Annotated in this window: 14 protein-coding genes; 13 read left to right on the forward strand and 1 reads right to left on the reverse strand. The window is 41.5% G+C overall.

All coding sequences use genetic code 11. The features are described 5' to 3' along the window. Positions 1-51: 51 nt before the first annotated feature. Positions 52-3,723, forward strand: coding sequence for a right-handed parallel beta-helix repeat-containing protein (locus QXW63_00375; GenBank protein ID MEM3460356.1), 3,672 nt, complete (start codon positions 52-54; stop codon positions 3,721-3,723). 188 nt (positions 3,724-3,911) lie between these two features. Here the strand turns inward: QXW63_00375 and QXW63_00380 are convergent, their stop codons facing one another. Continuing rightward, positions 3,912-4,310: a hypothetical protein gene (locus QXW63_00380; GenBank protein MEM3460357.1), complete on the reverse strand. Its 399-nt coding sequence runs from the start codon at positions 4,308-4,310 to the stop codon at positions 3,912-3,914. A 113-nt stretch (positions 4,311-4,423) separates the two neighbouring features. Between QXW63_00380 and QXW63_00385 the strand changes: the two genes are divergently transcribed. The 12 genes from QXW63_00385 (at position 4,424) to QXW63_00440 (ending at position 21,556) form a co-directional block, all read left to right on the forward strand. Beyond that, the gene (locus QXW63_00385) at positions 4,424-5,674 is read left to right on the forward strand and encodes a NosD domain-containing protein (GenBank protein MEM3460358.1); all 1,251 of its coding nucleotides are present in this window, start codon (positions 4,424-4,426) and stop codon (positions 5,672-5,674) included. 26 nt (positions 5,675-5,700) lie between these two features. Next, positions 5,701-6,408: a hypothetical protein gene (locus QXW63_00390; protein ID MEM3460359.1), complete on the forward strand. Its 708-nt coding sequence runs from the start codon at positions 5,701-5,703 to the stop codon at positions 6,406-6,408. Positions 6,409-6,497: 89 nt separating this feature from the next. Further along, entirely contained in the window at positions 6,498-8,894 is a 2,397-nt protein-coding gene (locus QXW63_00395; GenBank protein ID MEM3460360.1) for an ABC transporter substrate-binding protein, read from the forward strand. 247 nt (positions 8,895-9,141) lie between these two features. Then, positions 9,142-10,215: an ABC transporter permease gene (locus QXW63_00400; protein ID MEM3460361.1), complete on the forward strand. Its 1,074-nt coding sequence runs from the start codon at positions 9,142-9,144 to the stop codon at positions 10,213-10,215. A gap of 3 nt (positions 10,216-10,218) precedes the next feature. Continuing rightward, complete coding sequence (locus QXW63_00405) at positions 10,219-11,376, forward strand: ABC transporter permease (GenBank protein ID MEM3460362.1); 1,158 nt, start codon at positions 10,219-10,221, stop codon at positions 11,374-11,376. 2 nt (positions 11,377-11,378) lie between these two features. Next, positions 11,379-12,650 carry an ABC transporter ATP-binding protein gene (locus QXW63_00410; protein MEM3460363.1) on the forward strand — a complete coding sequence of 424 codons (1,272 nt, stop codon included), beginning with the start codon at positions 11,379-11,381 and terminating at the stop codon, positions 12,648-12,650. Beyond that, positions 12,647-13,738 carry an ABC transporter ATP-binding protein gene (locus QXW63_00415; GenBank protein ID MEM3460364.1) on the forward strand — a complete coding sequence of 364 codons (1,092 nt, stop codon included), beginning with the start codon at positions 12,647-12,649 and terminating at the stop codon, positions 13,736-13,738. Before QXW63_00410 ends, QXW63_00415 begins: the two co-directional genes overlap by 4 nt. 118 nt (positions 13,739-13,856) lie before the next feature. Next, positions 13,857-15,761, forward strand: coding sequence for a hypothetical protein (locus tag QXW63_00420; GenBank protein MEM3460365.1), 1,905 nt, complete (start codon positions 13,857-13,859; stop codon positions 15,759-15,761). A 116-nt stretch (positions 15,762-15,877) separates the two neighbouring features. Then, entirely contained in the window at positions 15,878-17,476 is a 1,599-nt protein-coding gene (locus QXW63_00425; protein MEM3460366.1) for a PKD domain-containing protein, read from the forward strand. Between the two features lie 71 nt (positions 17,477-17,547). Continuing rightward, a complete protein-coding gene (locus tag QXW63_00430) occupies positions 17,548-19,557 on the forward strand; it encodes a CARDB domain-containing protein (protein MEM3460367.1) in 2,010 nt (669 codons plus the stop codon). 64 nt (positions 19,558-19,621) lie between these two features. Next, positions 19,622-20,749 (forward strand): hypothetical protein, encoded by a 1,128-nt coding sequence (locus tag QXW63_00435; protein MEM3460368.1) that lies wholly within the window; start codon positions 19,622-19,624, stop codon positions 20,747-20,749. Positions 20,750-20,809: 60 nt separating this feature from the next. Beyond that, positions 20,810-21,556 (forward strand): hypothetical protein, encoded by a 747-nt coding sequence (locus QXW63_00440; protein ID MEM3460369.1) that lies wholly within the window; start codon positions 20,810-20,812, stop codon positions 21,554-21,556. Positions 21,557-21,672: the final 116 nt, after the last annotated feature.

Raw genomic sequence — 21,672 nt, forward strand, 5'->3', positions numbered from 1 at the left:
AAACGCTATGTTACACTTGCGTTTATGCTAAAAAGGATAGGAGAAAGGAAAATGAAAAACCAAATAGCAGTAGTAGCGTTGCTTCTGATACTCCTTTTAAGCGCTATACCGATTATGCTAACGACAAAATCTGCTGAAGCAACCCCTAGTGGACCAAGTCTGATGGTAGATGACACACAAAACAAAATCAACGCTATGATCGGTGCCAAAAGTGGGTCAAATTTTACAGATAAAGCCACAGCAACCAATGTTGGTAGCGAAGAGCTAAATGGACTGCTTCTAGGCGTCTTCGCTAAAGAGATAGGCGGGACACTTACTCCAGGAGATGGCACTGGCTGGTGGTCTCTTGATGGTGTGATATGGTATCTTGCTCCGCCACTTGAAGTTTCTTCATACTTGGACTATCAAGTGGAAGTTATCACTGGTCCTGTTGGAGGAGTCACTTTACCTGTCGGGGCTTTTATGACACAGTATGGAAAAGTTCGGTTCAATAGAGACGTAAGCAATCAGGTTGAGTTTTTGGTGGTGATATTTAAAGACGTTAATGGTGACCGTAAGCTATCTGATGTAGACATTGTTGTCTCTAGTGGAGATTTTCCAGTGAAGCTTGACATCTGGATTTGGTGGACGACTGAAATTGAAGATCAAGGACTGTTTTACGACACAATTAAAGCAGCAATAGACGCTGCAAGCACGGGGCAGACAATTTTTGTCTATGATGGAACATACAATGAAGCCTTGTACATTAACAAAAGCCTCACTTTGAAAGCCGCAAGCAATCCAGTCATCACTGGCGCGCAAATGCGTGCTACTAATTATGGAAACAGACAAGCTACAATATTTGTTGAGAACGCCTTAAATGTTGTTTTGGAAGGCTTAGATATAGAGGGTCAAGGATTAGGCATACCTTCTGGTACTAAAAGCTATGCAATATTATATGAAAATTCCAGTGGATCGATCAGAAACTGCATAGCGTCTCCAAACACAATAGGCGATATGTATTCAGCAGCGGTGGCTTTCTGGGATAATTCTGTTGTAACAATTGAGAAGTGCTTAATCAGAAATTTTGGAAGAATTGGCATATACTCAAACAATGCTACTTCTATAATACAAGATAACGAAATAATTGGACAGGTCTACAGTCTAGACAATCAAGTTAACTATGGAATTGAGATCGAAGACTACACCGGCCCCTCTGTAGCTGAGATAGTCAGAAATAAAATATACGATTGTAACAACACTCATCCAAGTCCGCTTTGGTCATCCGCAGCAATAATTGTTGATATTTGGATGTATTACAATCAAGGCAGCATGATGCCCTCCACAGTTACCATAGAAAACAACGAAATTTACAACAACTACGAAGCAATTGAAATAACAAAAGGCATGTTATCTCATGCCCATTATAACAATATTTACAACAACCCATATGGCATCTTCAACTGGGGCGCCAATTACAATGCAGACAATGCAACATTTGATGCGCGTTTCAACTGGTGGGGCGACACAAGCGGACCTTACCATTCCACAACAAACCCGTCTGGACTTGGAGGCGAAATTGGTGATAATGTTAAATATAGTCCATGGCTTGGAGCATCGTTTGCAACTACTCCAAGAACTTATCATGTAAACCCAACGGGTACTATTCAAGAGGCTGTCAGTGAAGCAAGTTCAGGAGACACCGTGATAGTCCACTCTGGAACATACGATGAACAAGTAGTAATTGCTAAGAGTTTGACTCTTCAAGGCATGGGCGACAGTACGATTGTAAAGCCTTCTTCCGCAGGGAAGCTTGCCACAGTGCTTGATGGGCATTGGTGGGGCACATCTAAACAAGTAGCCGGCATTATTGTTGCAAACGTTGCCACAGGAAGCGGTGTCATCGTGAAAAAACTGAAAATAGACGGGGAAAGCGTGACTACTCGACCAACAGGCGCAGATTTCGTCGCTGGAATCTTTTATCGCGAAACTGGCGGTTTGATCGACTCAGTCAATATTACAGGGATAACCGTTACCGATGCGGGTACTGCAGTAAGAGGTTACGGCATCTATCTTTCTGCGGTAGCTAATACCGTCGCTGTTGAAATAAAAGGCTCCACGCTAACAAACTACGACAAAAACGGCATCGATGTCCACGGTAGCAAACTCACAATTAACATTCATGACAACAACTTTACCGGTCGAGGACCTTTGCCTTCCGGAGACGAAGTCCAAAATGGCATTGTTGTTATGGACGGTGCGAAAGGAACTATAAACCGTAATAGGATAAGTGACCACATTTACACTCCCGAAACTTGGTGGGGTGCTGGAATCCTGTTTATGGATAGCAGTGGTTCAGCCACTAAAAACATCATAACTAACTGCCAAATTGGAATTATCTATCAAGACAGTAGCGGTTCAGCAGACGGAAACATCGTGAACGGTGGAAGCGTCGGGCTATTAGGCATATGGGCACAGTACACTAAAGCAGGAACTTGGCTGGTGACTTTTACAAGCAATACTATAAACGGAGTTCATGATACGTCAGGATATGAAAACGCAGCAACAGGTGTTCAAAGCTGGGCTGAAAATGCGTTTATCACTGTAAAAATAGAAAATAACCAGCTTTCAGGCGACAGACTAACATCTGCTGACGGCATTTTTATCGGGGACTTTCCAGAATACGAGCCTGCTGGTGAAATAACCGCCACAATAACGAACAATATCGTTTCTGGATGGCAGCACGGCATCCGTTTGGTAAGCTCGATAACTGCTGCAATTATTAAGGGCAATACTATTTTCAATAATCTCGGACACGGCATCTACGTCGAATCAGCTGTAGATGTTGCTGGCGTCTACGTTAACCTCAATAACATACAAAGCAATGATGAATACGGCATTTTGAACGGCGGAACAGGCGTTCTTGACGCACGCTTCAACTGGTGGGGCGACTCCACAGGTCCTTATCATGAAACAAGCTGGGAGTACATGGGTGAGCCTTATGGTCCACATTTCGGTTTGGGAGACAACGTAAGCGACTACGTCCTGTACGACCCATGGCTTGAGTATTACGTGCCGCTTCCACAACCCACAATGCGAGTGGAACCAAGCAGCTATCAAGCTCTTAGGTTGAACGAAACTTTCAATATTAATGTAACCTTAAGCAACCTAAGTGTAGGTTGGAGAACGGCGGGTGTTCAGTTTAGGCTACAGTTCAATAGCACATTACTAGAAGTCGTAAGCGTAATCGAAGGACCTTTCATGAAACAACATGGTGAAACACTATTCTTTTACTACGTTGAATATGGAGATCCTTTCTATGGAGACAATATAATTGTAGGTGTCGTTCTACTACCTCAAGAAGAAGGTGAATGGACGGAGTGGCCTAGCGGTACAGGAACAATAGCTACTATAACATTTCGAGCGAAGTATCAGCCTAGAGGGCTAGACAAGCCAAAGTCCACTTGCGATTTGAAACTTGATGACACTTTAATAATGAGTAGTGAAGGAGAACGAATTACTCACAGCGTTCAACATGGATACTACGAAATTCTGCCAGTTCACATTGCAGATGTAAACTTTGACCGAAGAATCAACATGGATGATCTGATGATAATTGTAAACGCTTTTGGCGCTTATCCTGGGCATCCAAGATGGAATCCAATCGCAGATATAACTTTAGATGGAAGAGTTTCAATGGGCGACATAATTGAAGTTGTGACAAACTTTGGGAAAGTCTACTAAATACAGAAAGCGCAACTCCCCTTTTTTCTTTTTTTAATACACAATGAAAATTAAATATGAAAAGTAGACATTTGAGTTATAATTGCAAAAGAATGGCGCATTAAGGTTGCTTAAATCGGCGAATGTTTTCTTTGTCTTGAGTGTTTCTCAGAAGGGTTATCGTTGCTATTGTAATGTTGGTCTATTTTTTACCTGTCTTGCATAGTGTTAGTTAAGTTTGAAACTGTTTTGTCAACGTAAATCCAGAAATCGCGTTTAAGTTTAAGCCATTCTTCGTCAGATTTTAATTGTTTTCTAAGAAAATATCCGCCGCCAAACATTGTGACTAGCATAATTGATGCAGGCAGTTTTCTCTTATGTTCTTCTTTGCATAATTCGAATGTTATAGAGAATTTTTCTGGTTTTCCTTCTATGCTTACGGAAACGTATCCGTCTATTTTATAGTACTTTGAGTCATCTGCAAATATTTGATAGCCTTTATCTGTTGTGCCTTTTACTGCGTTAAAGTCTTTTTCTTTAAAGAATTCGCCTATTTGGTCAACGAGTAATTCTAAGTTTACGTTTCTATCCGTCCAGCTTTTTTGCATTACGATAACCTGTGTTTTAAATGTTTCAGTATTTTTAATAGAGTCGTGTTCAACTTTATATATTTGATGTATACCTTAAAAGATGCAAAATAATGTTGGTGAGGTTTCAAGATATGATTAATTGGAAAATTCTTCCGTTGGTCGTCTTTTTTTTGGGTATGTTCTATTTTGGGTCGTTGCGTATTGGGAATTTGCATATGAATGTGCTTTCTCTCGCAAGCGGTGTAGTTATACGTGTTCCAAGTGACTACTCGAGTATAACTGAGGCTTTGGCTCATGCCTTGGATGGTGATACAATTATTGTTGAGCCCGGTACATATAATGAATATCGTATGGAGGTGAATAGAACAGTAAAGATAATTGGGATGGACCGTGAGGGAGTTATAGTTAATGGTGGTGGAACAAGCGATTTTATATTTAAGATCAATGCTCATAATGCTGTGATAGAGAATTTGACATTACAAAACACGATTCTGACTGGGGAGGTTGCTTCTGCTGTTTATCTGTACAATGTTATGAACGTGACGGTAGATAATTTGATAGTCAAGAATGTTTTGCATGGGCTTCAGCTTGTAAGATCGAATTTTTCTCAGATTTTAAATAATCATTTTATGGAATGTAATCGTGGCGTTTTTATTCGAGATTCAAGTTGTAACAGCACTATTGTTGGTAATACCTTTGAAAATGTCTCTATGGTTATTTACATTGCCGATTCTAATTCTCAGTATACTAAAGTATTTCATAATAATTTTGTGAGCACGAATCTAACAGTCTTTGCTGCGACGAGCTTCTTTGATGGTGGATATCCGTTAGGTGGTAATTATTGGAGCAATCACTTTGCTGTGGATTTTAATCATGGGGTCGAGCAGAATTTGATTGGAAGTGATGGCATTTTTGATGAGGCATATCCATCATTTGATGACCCGTTGGATAGATATCCATTGGCACATCCTTTCTTGATGTTTGATGTGGATGTTGAGGATAAGAGTTTTGAAGTGTATATTTCTTCGAATGCAACTTTAAATTCCTACAATCTCAATGTCTCTGAAAAATCGTTAGTTTTGATTCTAAATGGCGTTGCAGGAAGTAGTGGTTCTTGTAGAGTGGTAATTCCCAAAGAATTGCTGTCTTCTGGTTCTCTGGGTGACTGGAGTGTTTTGTGCGATGGGGAAAACGTGCCCTATTTGTATCCGTATGAAGACGAATATTTTACATATTTGTATTATAGTTATGTGCAATCTACGTCTAGCAAAATTCAGATAAATGGAACATGGGTTGTTACTGAGTTTTCTGTTTTGACGGTTTTGTTTATGTTTTGCATTTTGCTTATCATGGGAATAAAGATTAAGTGTTTGAATGTGTAGGTTTACTATAGTGTTGGGTGTTTGGTTTGAAAAAGACTGAAACGCTGGCTGTGACTCTTTTGCTTCTTCTTCTTGGTTTGTCTTCGATTGTTATTGCTTTTCAAACAGTTACAAAATTTAATCTCGTCAAGAGTTTTGACCGAGCTGGCACATGGAGTGTTTCCGGTACTTTGGATGTGGGAGAGTCATTGGCTTTCATGATTTTTCCTGATTCTCAATGGAGTTTTCTTGTTCCGTCGGAGGAAGAGTATCCAGTTGTTATTAACATGAGTGTTTTAACTCCTGATTATGGAATGGCAAATCTTTCCTCCATTTATACTGTTACTTATGTTCAATCAGGTCTTCTTCCTTCGATTATTCTGTCTCCGGTCAACTTTAGCATTGTCGAAGTGAACACGACGTGTTTGGAGTTTAGTTCTTTTTATACTACTGATGAGGTTGCTGGTGTTTTGTTTATTGGAGACGTGAAGGTGAGTGGTAATTTTACGGTTGTTGTTGATGAAGCGTCCATTAAAGAGAATTTCTATCCTAGTGAGCGTCCGCCTCGTAAGTTAACTCTTCGGGGGTATATTCGCGGTGTTGAATATCCTGGTATTCTGTTTTTGCCTGTGGGATGTGTTTTTGTTTCTTTAAGTATGGTTGTTTTATGGTATGGGTTTAGACATAAGAAAGTTGAAAAGCGTGGGAAGATTAAAAGCGCAAGCGTCACGCGGATTTTCTGCGTTTTGAAATAGAAAAAAGAACTGAAACAATCTTCCGTAAAAATTAAATAGTCCAGAGAGTAAGTATTTCGTGCAGAAAAAATGAGAAGGGAGAGAGGAAAATGTACAAAAAACTTTTGATAGTTAGTTTGGCATTATTTGCTTTGATGCCTCTTGTGATTTCGCCGAAAATAGCATTTGCTGCCATAACAAACCCCATGGAGATTGTCGCGGACACGATTCCTGGCGGTGGCTATTACACAATGGATCCTGCAAACTGTTATGATACGGCAAGCGCTGAACTGCTCTTCAACGTTTACGAAACTTTGATTTTCTTCGACGGCGAAAGATACGACTACTTCATACCACAGTTAGCAACGCAAGTGGTGGTTGGTCCTCCAGCTGTTGGTGCACCAGCGTACACGAACTATACGCTTTACTTTGAGATTCGTGTTGGTGTGCCATTCCACACATGGAGCAGATCAGACCTTGGCGACTACCATTGGGATCAGTTTTACTTGACGACTGAGGATGTTGAGCACAGCCTTGAACGTTGGATGGTCAACGATTACATTGGTGGACCACAATGGATGATCTATGAGGCTTTGCTAAGCTGCATGGGTGGAGAGCCAACAGCAGAGTTTGGAACTATGATTGATCAAGCTGTCGAAAGTAACTCAACTCATGTATGGCTAAACGTTGCTAACAGTGGTCGTGCCACTGGCACTCCTACATCATTCACGCCAGTTCCATTGTTTGAGACTAATCCAGCGAGTCCATGGTATAATCGTCAACGCCCAGCATTCTGGACTGAAGCTGCTGCTTTGCCTATAGGCTATCCGTTGAGAGTGCTCTTCCAGGTTCTGTCTCAGTCATGGGCTTCAGTTATGAGTAAGCGTTGGTTGCTTGAGGTTGTTGACCCGATGGCTGAGGCTGCAGGTCACCCAGTTGGAGAATGGCCTGGAACATGGGACAACTGGACACTCTACCACTGGCCAACCAGTCCACTCATCGACCCCTACAACGACTTGCCAACAATCGACTCCATTCCAGGCACTGCAGCTAACCCAGGACTGACATGCGGAACAGGGCCATTCATCCTACAGAGAGCTGACCCAGGAACCGAATGGTCAGCCGTCAGATACGCTGATTACTGGCGAGGCTGGCCGCTTGATTGGCCAAATCCACCATATCCAGATAGCACATTGCCACCTTCCGGTATAAAGCCGAAAGGCTATGTTGACAGATACACTGTTAGACAAGCAGCAACAGCGACCAGAATCGCTGAACTGCAATCTGGCGCATGTGACTTCTCGGCAATTCCACGTGCACGTGCTGGCGAATTGCACGTAGGTGGCGATAGGAACGGTCCAACACTGTCTGGTATTAGATTAAACTATCCAGTGTTCGGCTTGGCTGTGGACAGCTTCCACATGACCGTTGACCTTGTACCCACAGACGATAACCGCTACGGAAAAATCTATCCGGCAGACGAGCTTCATGAAGATGGTATCCCAAAGAACTTCTTCAGCAACATAAACGTCCGAAAAGCCCTTGCACATCTGATAAACTTCACAATGATAGTCAATAACATCTACTTGACTGAAGGCTATCAACCGTATACTGTGGCGCCAACAGGCTTGCCATACGTATACACTGACATTCCACAATACTATTACAGCGAAGAAAAAGCCGCACAATACTTAGATGCAGCATACTTTGGCGCAACTAAACTTACCAGTGTTGGATTCACATTAACTATTCTCTACAACTCTGGAAACACCAACAGGCAAGCTATCGCCGAACAAGTAGCTGCCTCATTAAACAAAGTGGCAGGCGACCATGGCTGGCCGTTCCATGGAACAACTGCAGCACCAGCATGGGGTGAATATCTCTCTGCAATGGACGCCCACAAACTTCCAGTCTTCCTAATCGGTTGGCTGGCAGACTACGGCGATGTCCACAACTTCCTAACCCCATATGCTCACGGTACAGGCGGAACATTCGCCTTAGCGCAGAACTACAATAACGCCACAATAACCGCTAAACTGAACGAAGCAATCTATACTCCTGACGGTCCTGCTAGGGGCGCACTCTATCACGATGCAGAAATAATGTTCGCGCAAGACGTTCCAACAGTGCCGCTGTCAGTAGCATGGGGAAGAGGCTACATGAGAGACTGGATACAAGGAATGTACTACAACCCGATATATCCAGGCTTATATGCAGCAAACAAGTGGAAGTGGGAAATGACAACAACGCCGGGCGCTGAAGGCTACTTTGTAGGTGACGTAGACTTTGATGGCAGAGTAAAGATGGATGATGCAATACATGCAGTGAACTCATTCGGTGCATATGCAGGCAAGAGCGGAATGCCAACCTTCCACATAAGATGGAACTTCCGCGCAGATGTAGATGACCAACCAAGATACAGATGGCGCGACAGAAAAATCGACATGGGTGACATTGTAGGAATCCTCGCCAACTTCGGCAAAACAAGCGTTCCATGGCACACGTAAATTAGTAATCAGCACCTTTCATTCCCCCCTTTTTCTTGGTTTTGAACAAATTCTGGGCATCTGTAATGCACTTTGCATTTTCAGCAAATCTTTAATTGTTATCATGCAGAATGCTCGGAGAGTTGAAAATATTCCTGTTTGAAGATTATGCTGGTATCCACAGAATTTTTTACAAAAATTTTGGAAATATATTTCGACAAAGTTATAAGTTGAAGTTTCTAAGTCATCATAGGAGAAAGGGTCAAGCATGGGATTAAAAGAATATGTGATAAGGCGACTAATCCTAGTATTTCCCATAGTTTTAGGCGCAATACTGCTCGTTTTTGCAATTACACAAATGTTCCCAGCTGGTCAAAGAGCCGCATTATACGTAAGAAGCGAAAGAGACATTGGAAGACTTGACGAGTTCGTTGCTAAGTACCATCTAAATGCCTCAGCCCTCGACCAGTTCGCTAACTGGTTCTCGGAAGTTCTTCAGGGAAATTTTGGGTATTCACGAAACCCATATGGAAGAGGACCTGTTCTCCAAGTAATGTTGCAGAAATGGCCTGCCACAATCGAATTAGCGATCTGTATTGCACCTATAACTATACTATTAGGAGTTTTTTTGGGAGTAAAATCCGCCGTATACAGAGATAAACCGTTCGACCACGCAACCCGCCTGTTATCCATAAGCGGTTACTCTGTGCCATCATTTTGGCTTGGCATGATCCTTATCGCTATAACAGTCGCATTAACTGGTTGGATGCCAATACATCGCGTTTCAACAGAATATAAAAACATAGTTTCTGACTCCTCCAAGTTTACAATTTATACCGGATTCTATACAGTTGACGGAATATTGAATGGGCTAGTTAATGGAAGACCATATGGTTACGAGGTAACATTAGACGCAATAAAACACATGATTCTTCCAGTGATTGTAGTAACCACAATTAATGTTGCCGGTTTAATTCGACTAATGCGTTCAAGTATGCTTGAAGCCCTTACTAAGGGCTATATAATTACTGCCAGAGCAAAAGGCCTGAAAAGAAGTGAAGTAATCAATAGACACGCGCGAAGAAATGCTCTAATCCCTGTGGTAACAGTTTCTGGTATGATGGTCGCAGGATTAATGAGCGGCCTTGTAATCACAGAAACTGTCTTCAATTTTAGTGGTATAGGCCAATGGGCAGCGGCGGCAGCAACAGGAGTCGGCGGAGCACCTGATGTACCCTCAATTGTGGGATTCACCTTTTTCACCGCGTTCCTCTTTATCTTCTCAAACCTTATAGTAGATGTTTTATATGCTTATATAGATCCAAGAATCAGGCTGGGATAAGCTATGGTCTTTAAGAGATCAAAGAAAGATGCAGTTAAGACGCCTTCACCAAGAATTAAAGAATTGAAGTTCATGTTAAGTCGTGTGGTTAAGAGCCCCTTATCTCTTCTAGGCAGCGCAATAATAATATTCTATGGGGTTATGGCGCTTATGGCTCCGGTGCTTGCACCTCCTAACCCATCTTGGGATATACAAGGCTATCCGGGAAAGAGTCCTTTTATTATTCCACGTGTTACCTATACGATGCAACCTCAACCTCCAACACCACAAAACCCGTTTGGGCTAACTCCTGAGGGCTATGACATTTACTACGGCTGCGTATGGGGATCAATTACTGCGTTCCGTGTGGGCGTATATGTTGTAGCTTTATCTCTTATAGCTGGTTTATCAATAGGTCTAGTTGCAGGATATTACGGTGGGATAATAGACGAAATTCTGATGCGGTTCACAGATATTATTATCGTATTTCCAGGGCTCATATTGGCAATGGCTTTTGCAATAGCTCTACCTCCATCACTTGCAATTACACTTAGAGAAGTATTACCAATCGCTTCTATCATACTCCTTCTTTTAACTATTACACCACTCCTATCACGCAAGGGAATACGCTGGACATGGATAATATTACAAGATGCAACAATCCTAACTCTTGCTATTTCAATATTGCTTTTTACCAACAACTTGCCAAACATTACACTGTTATCTTTTGAACTTACAAAACTTGATAAAACCTTGATAGCACTAGTTCTCGTCGGCTGGCCAGGCTACACAAGAGTGATACGCGGTGAAGTTTTAAGAGTACGAACAGAAGACTACATAGAAGCCGCAAAAGCTGCAGGATGTTCAGACTTTAGAATAATAATGAGGCACATTTTACCAAACGCGGTTTATCCGGTCTTGATTTTGGCATCACTTGACATTGGCTCCATCGTGTTAACAGCAGCGGCCTTAAGCTTTTTAGGCATTGGTTCTGATCCAAACTTTGCTGATTGGGGGCAGCTTGTACAAAAATCTCAAGATTGGATTAGTTCAGGAAACCTGCTTCCCATATGGTATATCTGGGTAATACCAGGCGCTTTCATATTCGGGTTTTCTCTAGGATGGAATCTACTTGGAGACGCGATAAGAGACATACTAGACCCAACCTTGAGGAGAAGATAAAAATGGCGGGAAAAGCAGAAACTACTCTGAAAATTGAGAATCTGTTGTTAAGATTCTACACCTATGAAGGTGTAGTTGAAGCATTAGACGGCGTAAACTTGGAGATCAAACCAGGAGAAATATTAGGACTTGTAGGGGAAACTGGATGCGGAAAGAGTGTAACAAGTCTCTCTGTAATGCAACTTGTTCCAAACCCAGGCGTAATTGAAGGAGGAAAAATACTATATAACTTGAATGGGCAAATAGTTGACCTAGCAAAACAAAAGGATGACTTTCTAAGACGCATACGTGGTGATGAAATTTCCATGGTTTTCCAGGAACCGCGAGCATACCTAAACCCAGTATATTCAGTAGAATATCAAATAGGCGAGGTTCTGCTGCAGCACCGAAAGAACGAACTTATAAAAAGTGCGTTGGAAGAAATAAAAGCTAACCATGCTAAAAAATTGGAAATAAAAATAAAGAAAATTGAAGAAAACATTGAGAGTTTGAAGATGAAAGGAGAAAAAGAAAACAAGGCAAAGATTGAAGAATTAACAAGAAAAATTGAGAAACTGAAGAAAGAACATCCTCGAAGTTTCACAGTAAGGATTTATGAAAAAATGCTGCGCAATCCAAACGCTTGGTCCATTAGAATTTTGTTCAGAATACCAATAGTCAATAGATTTAAAAAATGGCTAAAGTTTGCAGTCAGAAAAGAAGTTATCAATATATTACGGGGAATGCAAATAGCTGATCCAGAAAGAGTTGTAGACATGTACCCTCATGAACTTAGTGGCGGAATGGCTCAACGTGTTATGATCGCTATGGCTCTCGTATGCAATCCGACACTTCTAATTTGCGACGAGCCAACAACAAACCTTGATGTTACTGTCCAAGCACAGATTCTCGAACTGATTCGAGCATTAAGAGAACAATTCAAGTCGTCCATACTCTACATAACCCACGATTTAGGAGTAGTCGCTCAACTTTGTGAACGTGTAGCAGTCATGTACGCTGGTAACGTTGTGGAATTGGCAGATGTTAATTCGCTTTTCAGAGAACCGCTTCACCCATATGCTAAGGCCTTGCTTGAATCCATTCCACGACCGGGACAAGAACTCAGATCCATTCCCGGAACTGTGCCAAGCTTGATTAGCCCGCCAAGAGGTTGCCGTTTCCATACACGATGCCAATATGCGATGCCAATATGTGAAAATAAGAAGCCATTGTTCATTGAAGTTAAGAAAGATCATTATGTTGCATGTCATCTTTATGGAGGGTATGACAAGTGAGCACGTTTATTCATGTAGAAAGACTTAAAAAATATTATCCTGTTTTGGGCGGTGTATTTAAGAGAAAAGTTGCTGAGGTTAAAGCTGTAGATAATGTCACACTAAGTATACACAAAGGTGAATGCTTCGGATTAGTAGGCGAATCTGGTTGTGGAAAGACAACACTTGGAAAAACAATATTGCGGCTGCTTGAGGCTAACGCTGGACACATATACTTAAACGCGCCAGAAAGCGTAATTAAAGAAATAAATGCTTTGGAAATGCAACTGAACGAGGCAAAAAAGAAGAAGGCGCCACGAAAAGAGCTATCGTTGCTCAAGAGAAAGTTGAAAAACCTTTGTGGAGAGTATGATTTAGTAACTTTTAAAGGTAATAAACTTAAAAATCTGCGTCGGCGAATGCAAATTGTCTATCAAGATCCTACCACATCGCTTGACCCTAGAATGCTCGTGAAAGATATAGTTGCTGAACCTTTGATAGTACAAGGTATAGCAAAAGGTGCTGAAGCACGCGAACGGGTAATTAAAACCTTGGAAAGTGTAGGGCTAAGTGCAAACCAGTTATTTAGATACCCGCACGAGTTTAGTGGTGGTCAGAGACAGCGTATAGCCGTTGCAAGGGCAATTGTTACGCATCCAGAATTTGTTATTTTGGATGAGCCTACATCTGCGGTTGACGTGTCTGTTAGGGCTCAACTTCTCAATCTTTTTAAAGAGTTGCAGAAGGATCTGGACTTGACATATCTTTTCGTGAGTCATGACCTCAGTATTGTTGAAGTGATTAGCAATAGAGTAGCAGTTATGTATCTGGGCAAGATTGTGGAATATGCTCCAACCGAAGAAGTTTTTAAGAACGCACTACATCCCTACTCCCAAGCTTTAATAGGATCCGTACCTATTCCAGACCCCTCAAGGCGTAAAGAAAGAGCACCTTTAAAGGGAGAAGTTCCTAGTCCAATAAATCCGCCTTCTGGTTGTAGATTCCACCCACGTTGTCCATTAGCTATGGATGTTTGTCGAAGGGAGGAACCAACGCTAGTGGATGTTGGGCGCTCTCATTACGTGGCTTGCTATGCTGTGACCGGCTGATTTTTCATCTTTTTCTTTTTTAGTTATATTTTATTAATGAATAGAAGATAATTCCGGAATGCTTAAATTCTCAAGTAGTCTTAGTAATCTTGCTGAAAAAGAAAGGAGAAAGGGGAGTATGAGAAAAGACATTCTTAAAGCAATATCGACTACGATTGTTGCTCTACTAGTAGCATCGATGCTCTTAGGACTTCGAATTCTTCCAGCACAAGCAAGTCCCGTAGAATTCAAAATAATTAATCCAGGTCCAGATGGCTATCCAGCAAAATGGACTGCAACGAATGTTGATCCTGCGTCCATTGGAACAGAGCACTTTAACTTTACTGGAGACCAATTGGGCAAGACCTTCTTTATTAATGTGACAGTTCAAGATGTCGCAAATATGAAGGGCTGGGCTATTGGCATAATCTACGATAATACTACTTTGAAGTATAAATCAGCGTGGCTACCAACAGATCATGTTTTCAAACCAGCTGCAGACGCGGGCTGGACGTTAGTTCAGCCAGCCGTGGTGATTGCGGATGTCGACGCTACCCACAAGGAAATTCAGTGGGGTTGCACCTACATTATGGGTGAACCCGAATGGAGTTTCTCAGGTTCTGGCGTCCTCTGCCAAATTCAATTTGAAGTATTGAAACAAGTGAACAGGTTGAGTCCATTGCTAACAACCTCCTTCGGCTGGGATCCAGATTGGACAAGCGTCTATTATCATCCATCTGGAACAGAGGTGCCTACATGCAGACCAGGTTACGTAAAAATCGAATGGGTTCCGCCAACAGAAAAACCAACCTTCTACTTGAAACCTGCAACGTACAAGGCAAACGCAATAGATGAAGATGTAGCCATTGAAGTCTGGGTTAGAAGCGTAAGTGCAGACTGGAACATCATAGCCTTCCAACTTGCAGTGTGGTTCAACACAACATTCCTGGAGCCCACCACCTACGAAACTGGAACATGGCTTAATGGCTTCGTAAACGGCAACGAAGGCATATTGTATGTAGCTCAAAATGACTTCCACGGTGACCCTGCACTTCCTTACTGCTATAATAAGTGGTTCTTAGGTGCAGTCATAATACCTGACCCAGATACCGGGCAATATGTCCCACCCTTCCCAAGCGGCGAAGGAATGCTCTTCCGAATACACTTCAAAGCCATCTACCAAACAACCTTCCCCGTGGAAGACTGGACAACCCTCCAAGTGAAAGAAGAAGAAGTTTGGGACATGTTCGGATTACACGTTCCAATAGGTATATCCGAATACTGCCAATACAGAGCCCCCGTTAGGACGCTAGGATTAGACATAGACCTCTATACACAGTACACCTTCCCATACGGCGGACAAGGAAAAGGCAACCCAAGCGACATGTTCGGACCACAAGCCGAAGTGATTCTCTTTGCAAGAGTTGTCTACAACGAATGGCCAGTGCAAATGAAGCTTGTTGCCTTTGAAATTCGCCACGGCGAATTCTACATCTACAGAGAAGCCTACACCAACGAAGATGGCATAGCCATGGTTAAAGTCAGAATACCTTGGCCGTGTGTTGATCCGGTTGGACGAGTCTTCGGTGTTTGGGACGTCATAGCAACCGTTGAAGTCGCAGAGCAAAAAGTGAATGACACACTAAGCTTCAAAGTCTGGTGGTTGGCAGAAATAACAAGCGTCAAATCTACAGAAGATTTCTACATCCAGAGTAAACAAGGCTTTGATGCGACCTTCGTGATTGAATATAGAACATACAGAATGCAAACCATACCAGTAGTACTGACAGTGACAGTTTACGACGAATTAGGATTCTTTGTGGGATACGCTACATTCACAACAACAGTAGGATGGGGCGAATACCACTGGTGCGAATTCAAGAACTACACAAAGACATTTGAAATACACATTCCGTCTAACGCTGTGGTTGGAGTAGCAACAGTCTACGGAAACGCCTACGACGATCTACCCTGGAATGGTGGAGTTCCATACTGTCCAGAGGCCTCCAGTACCTTCTTAATCAAGAAGCCTGGCGGTCCATAAAATAAGGCACTTTCCACCCAATTTCCCCCTTTTATTTTTTAAATGCGCAAGAATTAAATTCCACAATGTTTATCAATCATTCCAACTATAACTATAAACAAGGAGAGGGGGCATCTATGAATTCGGCCAAAAAATTAAGAAGATCCTTTGCATATTTGGCTACGCTTATTGCGACTATACTATTAGTAAATAGCTTTGTAACAACAGTCTTTGCTCCTACCCTACGATTAAACCTATACACAAATAAACAAGTCTACAAGGTGGGAGATACCATAGTAATAACCGGTAATGTTACACTCGACGATTCTCCAATAACAGATGCTATGGTCGCAATACAAGTTGATTCTCCAGAAAACAAGCCATACGTTGTGAGAACAACTCAAACAGGTGCAATATCAATCACTAATTGGGAAGTAAACATAACAGAGCTCTACGCATGCGATTCGCAAGGAAATCCCAAAAGTACGTTCACCCTCGACTCTCTAGCTTATTACAAAATAAAATGGAAAAATTACAGCAACAACCCAAAATCTATCGTAATTGCCATCTACATAGAATATTCCAATAGAGCCCCATACAAAGCGTACTTCCCAGTTAACGAAACAATCGAGGCAGGTCTGGAAGAAAGTGTAATCACTTCCTTCCAGATTCCAGCAAACGCGCCTCTTGGAACGACCACGATTTACGCAAATATTTTCACGCGAGAACCTAAGGAAGATGGATATCCCTACTGCTTGGAAAAGAATGCGACATTCATAATAACAAGTAGTGGAGGAGGCTCAGGAACATCTAACCCTCCAACAATTTTTAACTCACCAAACTTTGGCATAGAATTTTCTGGAGTTTTTGCTCAGCCTGGAACTTATTATGTTTATGCGACAACGAAATACCAAGGAGACCAAGTTTCAAATTCAATGACATTTGGTGTTGTGCCACAAGCATTGCCTCCTGTGGCCTACTTTACTTATTATCCATCGCCTGCTGGGGTTAACATGACATTAACATTTGATGCGTCAGGTTCACTTGCTCTCGGTTACAACGATACAATAATCAGATATGAATGGCGCTTTGGCGATGGGACTCCACCAGTAATCGTTAATGGGTCTTATGCAAACCCGCCAAATCCAAAGGTGATTCATGTTTTCACGAACGTTGGAACATATATAGTGACTTTAAACGTAACGGATAATGAAGGTTTATGGAACACTACCTCCAAACAAGTTGAAGTTTTTCAAATCATCCCTCCAACAGCTAACTTCGCGTGGAGTCCTCAACTACCATGGGCTGGTCTAGCCATAACTTTTGATGGCGGCATTTCAACACTAGGCTGGAATGGCACGGGTCGTCCTCCAATAGTTAGCTATTATTGGAATTTCGGCGACACAATCACTCAAAATGTTACTTCCACAACAGTTCATCATACTTACGCAACAGCAGGCAACTACACCGTCACTCTGATCGTAACTGATGCAGGAGGACAGCAAGACACTGAAATTAAGACGGTCACGGTTTATCCTCCGCCACCACAAGCCAACGGCGACGTAGATGGCGATGGAAAAGTAAGTATGAGCGACGTTGTAATTGTCGTGTCAGCATTCGGCTCAACTCCTAGCAAACCAAACTGGGACCCTCGTGCAGACATAGACCAGAACGGTCGCGTAGACATGACAGATGTTATGATAGTAGTCAGCAATTTCGGAAAAGTATTGAGTTAATCTACTATAGAAGATTTAACCATAACCCTTTTAAATTTGAAGACTAAATAAAGCAATAGGAGAAAGGGGAAATGTTATCAAAGATGAAACTATTTTGTATAGCCTTTACGATGTTCTCTATCATATCAGCGATGTTTGGAGCAATTCCATTTTCAACAAAAGCGTCATCTACCCCTGAAGTTTCTATAATTAATCCAGGTCCAGATGGCTCACCCTCTAAATGGACTGCAGGGCCCCCAAGATACTTAGGAACTTCTGACTTCATATTCTACTCAAACGAAACTGCTGTGAACTCCACGTTCTTCATTAACATAACCATAAACAATGCAGAAGCCGTCAAAGGCTGGGCTGTTGGATTAATCTTTGACAAGCTTAAGCTCTCTTATGTTTCTGCTTGGCGTCCTTCTGACCATGTTTTTAAGCCTGTAGAGGAGATGGGTTGGACAATCGTTGCTCCTTCAGTGACTTTTGAGGATCTCAACGAAACTCATAAGCGTCTAATGTGGGGTTGCACCTACATTATGGGCGAACCAGAATGGACCTTTAACGGCTCAGGCACACTCTGCCAAATCCAATTCAAAATAATCAAAGAAGTAAACGAAACTTATCCAAAAGCCATTGCATGGTTTGCATTTGACCCTGACTGGACTTCTGTGTATCTACATCCTGCTGGCACGGTAACTCCCATTCTTGGCGTTGCTCAATATAAATATCTCTATCCAATTGTTCCAAAAGTTGCTCATCTAACTTTTGAGCCTAAAAGAGTTGTCGACGTATCTCTTGTTCCTACAACTAACTTCAATATGAGCCTCAAAGTCTTAAACGCTACAGACTTGTATCATTGGCAAACGAAAATCTACTATAAGAATCAAATTTTGAACGTAACACAAGTCACTGAAGGGAATTTCTTGAAATCTGTGGGAACAACCGTTTTCGAAGTAGCTATTCAAAGAGACTATAATTCTACTCATGGTCAAATATCAATGAACTGTCATCTTGAAGGCGCAGAGTTCGGCGTCTTCGGCGATGGTGAACTCGCAAAAATAACCTTCGAAGTACTTGATCTCGGCGATTCTCCCATAGTGTTGCTTGACGATGTTCTTTTTGATTCTGCTAGTGCGCCAATAACACATACTAAAAGTAGCGGCTATTTCAGCAACATATTAGTTGCAAAGGTAAGTATAGATCCGCCGGAGATCAGAGATCCATCACTTGTTCCGTGCACAAACTTCACAGTGAACGTTACGTTAGATGATGTCGAAAATATGAAGGTACTTACCTTAAACTTGACATACGATCGCGAAATTCTGCTGGAATTACAAATCAATTTTCCGGCAGTTTTAGGCCAAATTCCTTCAAAGAAGTTACTTGTAGACGATGAGAATGGCTACATATGGGTAAACCTTACCTATCCTAATGCGATCACTACATATGAGAATGTGACGGTTGCGACGATAATTTTCCATGTAGAAGGCATGGGCGTCAGTCCAATTGATCTTAAAGATACAGAACTTAAAGATCCTCAAGGAAGATTGATTGCTCACGAAGTTTACGATGGAATATTCATTGGACTCATACGTGACGTAGCTGTTCTTAGAATAGATGTTTCTTCAACATCCGCTTACACTGGATGGTTGGTGTACGTAAATGTGACTGTCAGAAACAATGGTAACTTAACTGAGACCTTTGATGTTAAGGGTAAATATGATGGAACCTTGTTTGGGCAGACAACAGTTGTTGATTTGCCTCCTGATACCGAAATAACCGTAATATTTGTCTGGAATACCACAGGAGTTACTCCTTGTCACGATTACACTATTTCAGCAGAAGCTGGACCAGTGCCATATGAAATGAACTTGGCAGACAATAACCTATTGAATGGAACAGTGAAGATAAAGCAAATGGGCGATATCACTGGGGATGGGCGGGTAAATATGGATGACGTAAACATTGTTGTGTCCGCCTTCGGTTCCTTCCCTGGTCATCCACGATGGAACTCAGATGCTGACTTGGATCAGAATGGAAGAATCACAATGTCTGACATAATCTTTGTCGTAATGAACTTTGGTAAAATTTGTTAAATTCTCCTTTTCTTTTTCAACAAGCTTATAAATTGGGCTAAAAATATATTTGTTTGTGATGAAATTGCACAGTGCCAAGTCTTACCACAGAATTTCTGTTTCATTAATATTTCTCATTCCCTTACTGTTCCTAATAACTATGTATCCTGTTGCTTCTCAGGAAACTAAATATGCCACGGTGAGGATTGTAAACCCTCTCACTGGCAGTAGCAAATTTATTTTGCATGCGACTGAATATCCAATAAATAGCACTATTACCGTGGATTTCTATATTACTGAGGCTATTAATACATACGGTTGGCAGTTCTATATAAAATGGAACAACAGTGTTATAAACTATCAGAAGGCATGGATTCCCGATGATAACATGCTTAAGGAAGCTGTTGATAGTGGTGCCGAACTCATTAAAGTGCCCCCTGCTGTAGAGATTGAGGGTGACACTGGTTACCTAAAATATGGTGCTACTGCTCTTTATACGGGAAACGATCCACCCTTCTATCCTATTAACATTACTGAACCAAAATTATTGTGTAAAGTGAATTTCACAGTTGCTGTAAGCCCTGGCGAAGGAGAATACTATACTACTAACATTTTTATTATAAAGATGATATCTGGTTCCGGTGAGTCTCTGGACTCCTTTGTTTTTGTTTATCCCTCAACAGAAAAGAAAGAAATTAAAGCTGAACCTGCTGTTGTTTGGATATTGGGCCTTAACGCGGTACCCCCGATAACGCAAGATATAGCAGCTACGAATGTAGTTTTATCCACTTCAAAGATTTATGTTGGTGAATACTTGAACATGACAGCTTACTTCAAAAACTATGGAAATGACCTTGAATCCTTCAATTTTACTATATCAGTAGGTGACATGCAGCTTGTCAGGAGTTATATGACTTTGCCTCCAGGCGAGGAAGACCATTTTATTTATAACTGGCCAGTGCCCGAAAATATGCATACTGGGAAATACAACTTAACAGTTTATGTGGAACCGTTAGAGTTTGAAACTGAGACAGCGAACAATCTCTACATTTTAACCATAAACATAGAAAAGAACCTTGTTGGTTTTGAATACGCAATGTGGCTTTTCTCGGTTTGGTTTTCGACGCCTCTTGGCATGTTCTTTATAATTTATTTAGTTCTAGCTGTTGGACTTTTTTCGACGCTTGCTATTATGCGGAGAATAAGGCGATAATTTTTTTCTTTGGGCAAACATGGATTCTTTCAAAAAATGCCTTTATTAGTGGGATGTGATGTGCAGAGTAAAGAAATACTTTTGCTCAGAATATGTTCACTTGTTTTATTATTTTTGGTGTGCTCTATCGAACCGGCGAGAGGCGTGTACCAAAAACCCTCCTTTTCATTTGTTAATCCAGGTTTAGATGGTTATCCTCAAAAATGGACGGCTTCAAATGTTATACGATATTTGGGAACTTCTGACTTCATATTTTATTCCAATGAGACTTCTGTCGACTCCACATTTTTTGTGAATGTGACTGTCCGAAATGTGGCAGCTATGAGAGGGTGGGGTGTCGGCATCATTTATGATGCAAGCTCCCTTGCAAATGGTTCTGTCTGGCTTCCTTCTGATCATGTGTTTAGGGGCGCTGAAGAGGTAGGCAATGGTCTTCTAATCGTCGGCCCAACAATTGGCAACTTTAATGCAACCCATAATATTCTAAAGTATGGTGTTACTTATTTTATGAACTCTACAGAATGGACATTTAATGGTTCTGGGACTCTTTGTCAACTTCAGTTTAAAATAATAACTCCCTATTCAGTTGAATGTTATTTGAGTTGGGATCTTGAATGGACAGATGTCTATTATTGGCCTTCTGGTCAAGAAAAACCACTTGTAGAGACTGCGCGCTTCAAATATTTTGGTGAAACTAAGATGGAGGGTTCACTTTTTATGTGGGTTTTGATCACGTCTGTTGCGGTGATTGTTGTGTTTGTATGTTTCATCTATTTCTTCAGTTTGAAAAAAAAGCGGAAGAAATAGTTTAACACCTTATCCAATTTTTAAATCCGAGCTTGTTGGGGTTTGCAAACATGGTTTTTGTCCATTTTTAGAATAGAAAGTTTCAAATATTGGTTTATGGAAACCTTAATGCCAAG

This window comes from Candidatus Bathyarchaeia archaeon, assembly GCA_038873195.1.
In the GTDB taxonomy this organism is placed as follows: domain Archaea; phylum Thermoproteota; class Bathyarchaeia; order Bathyarchaeales; family Bathycorpusculaceae; genus DSLH01.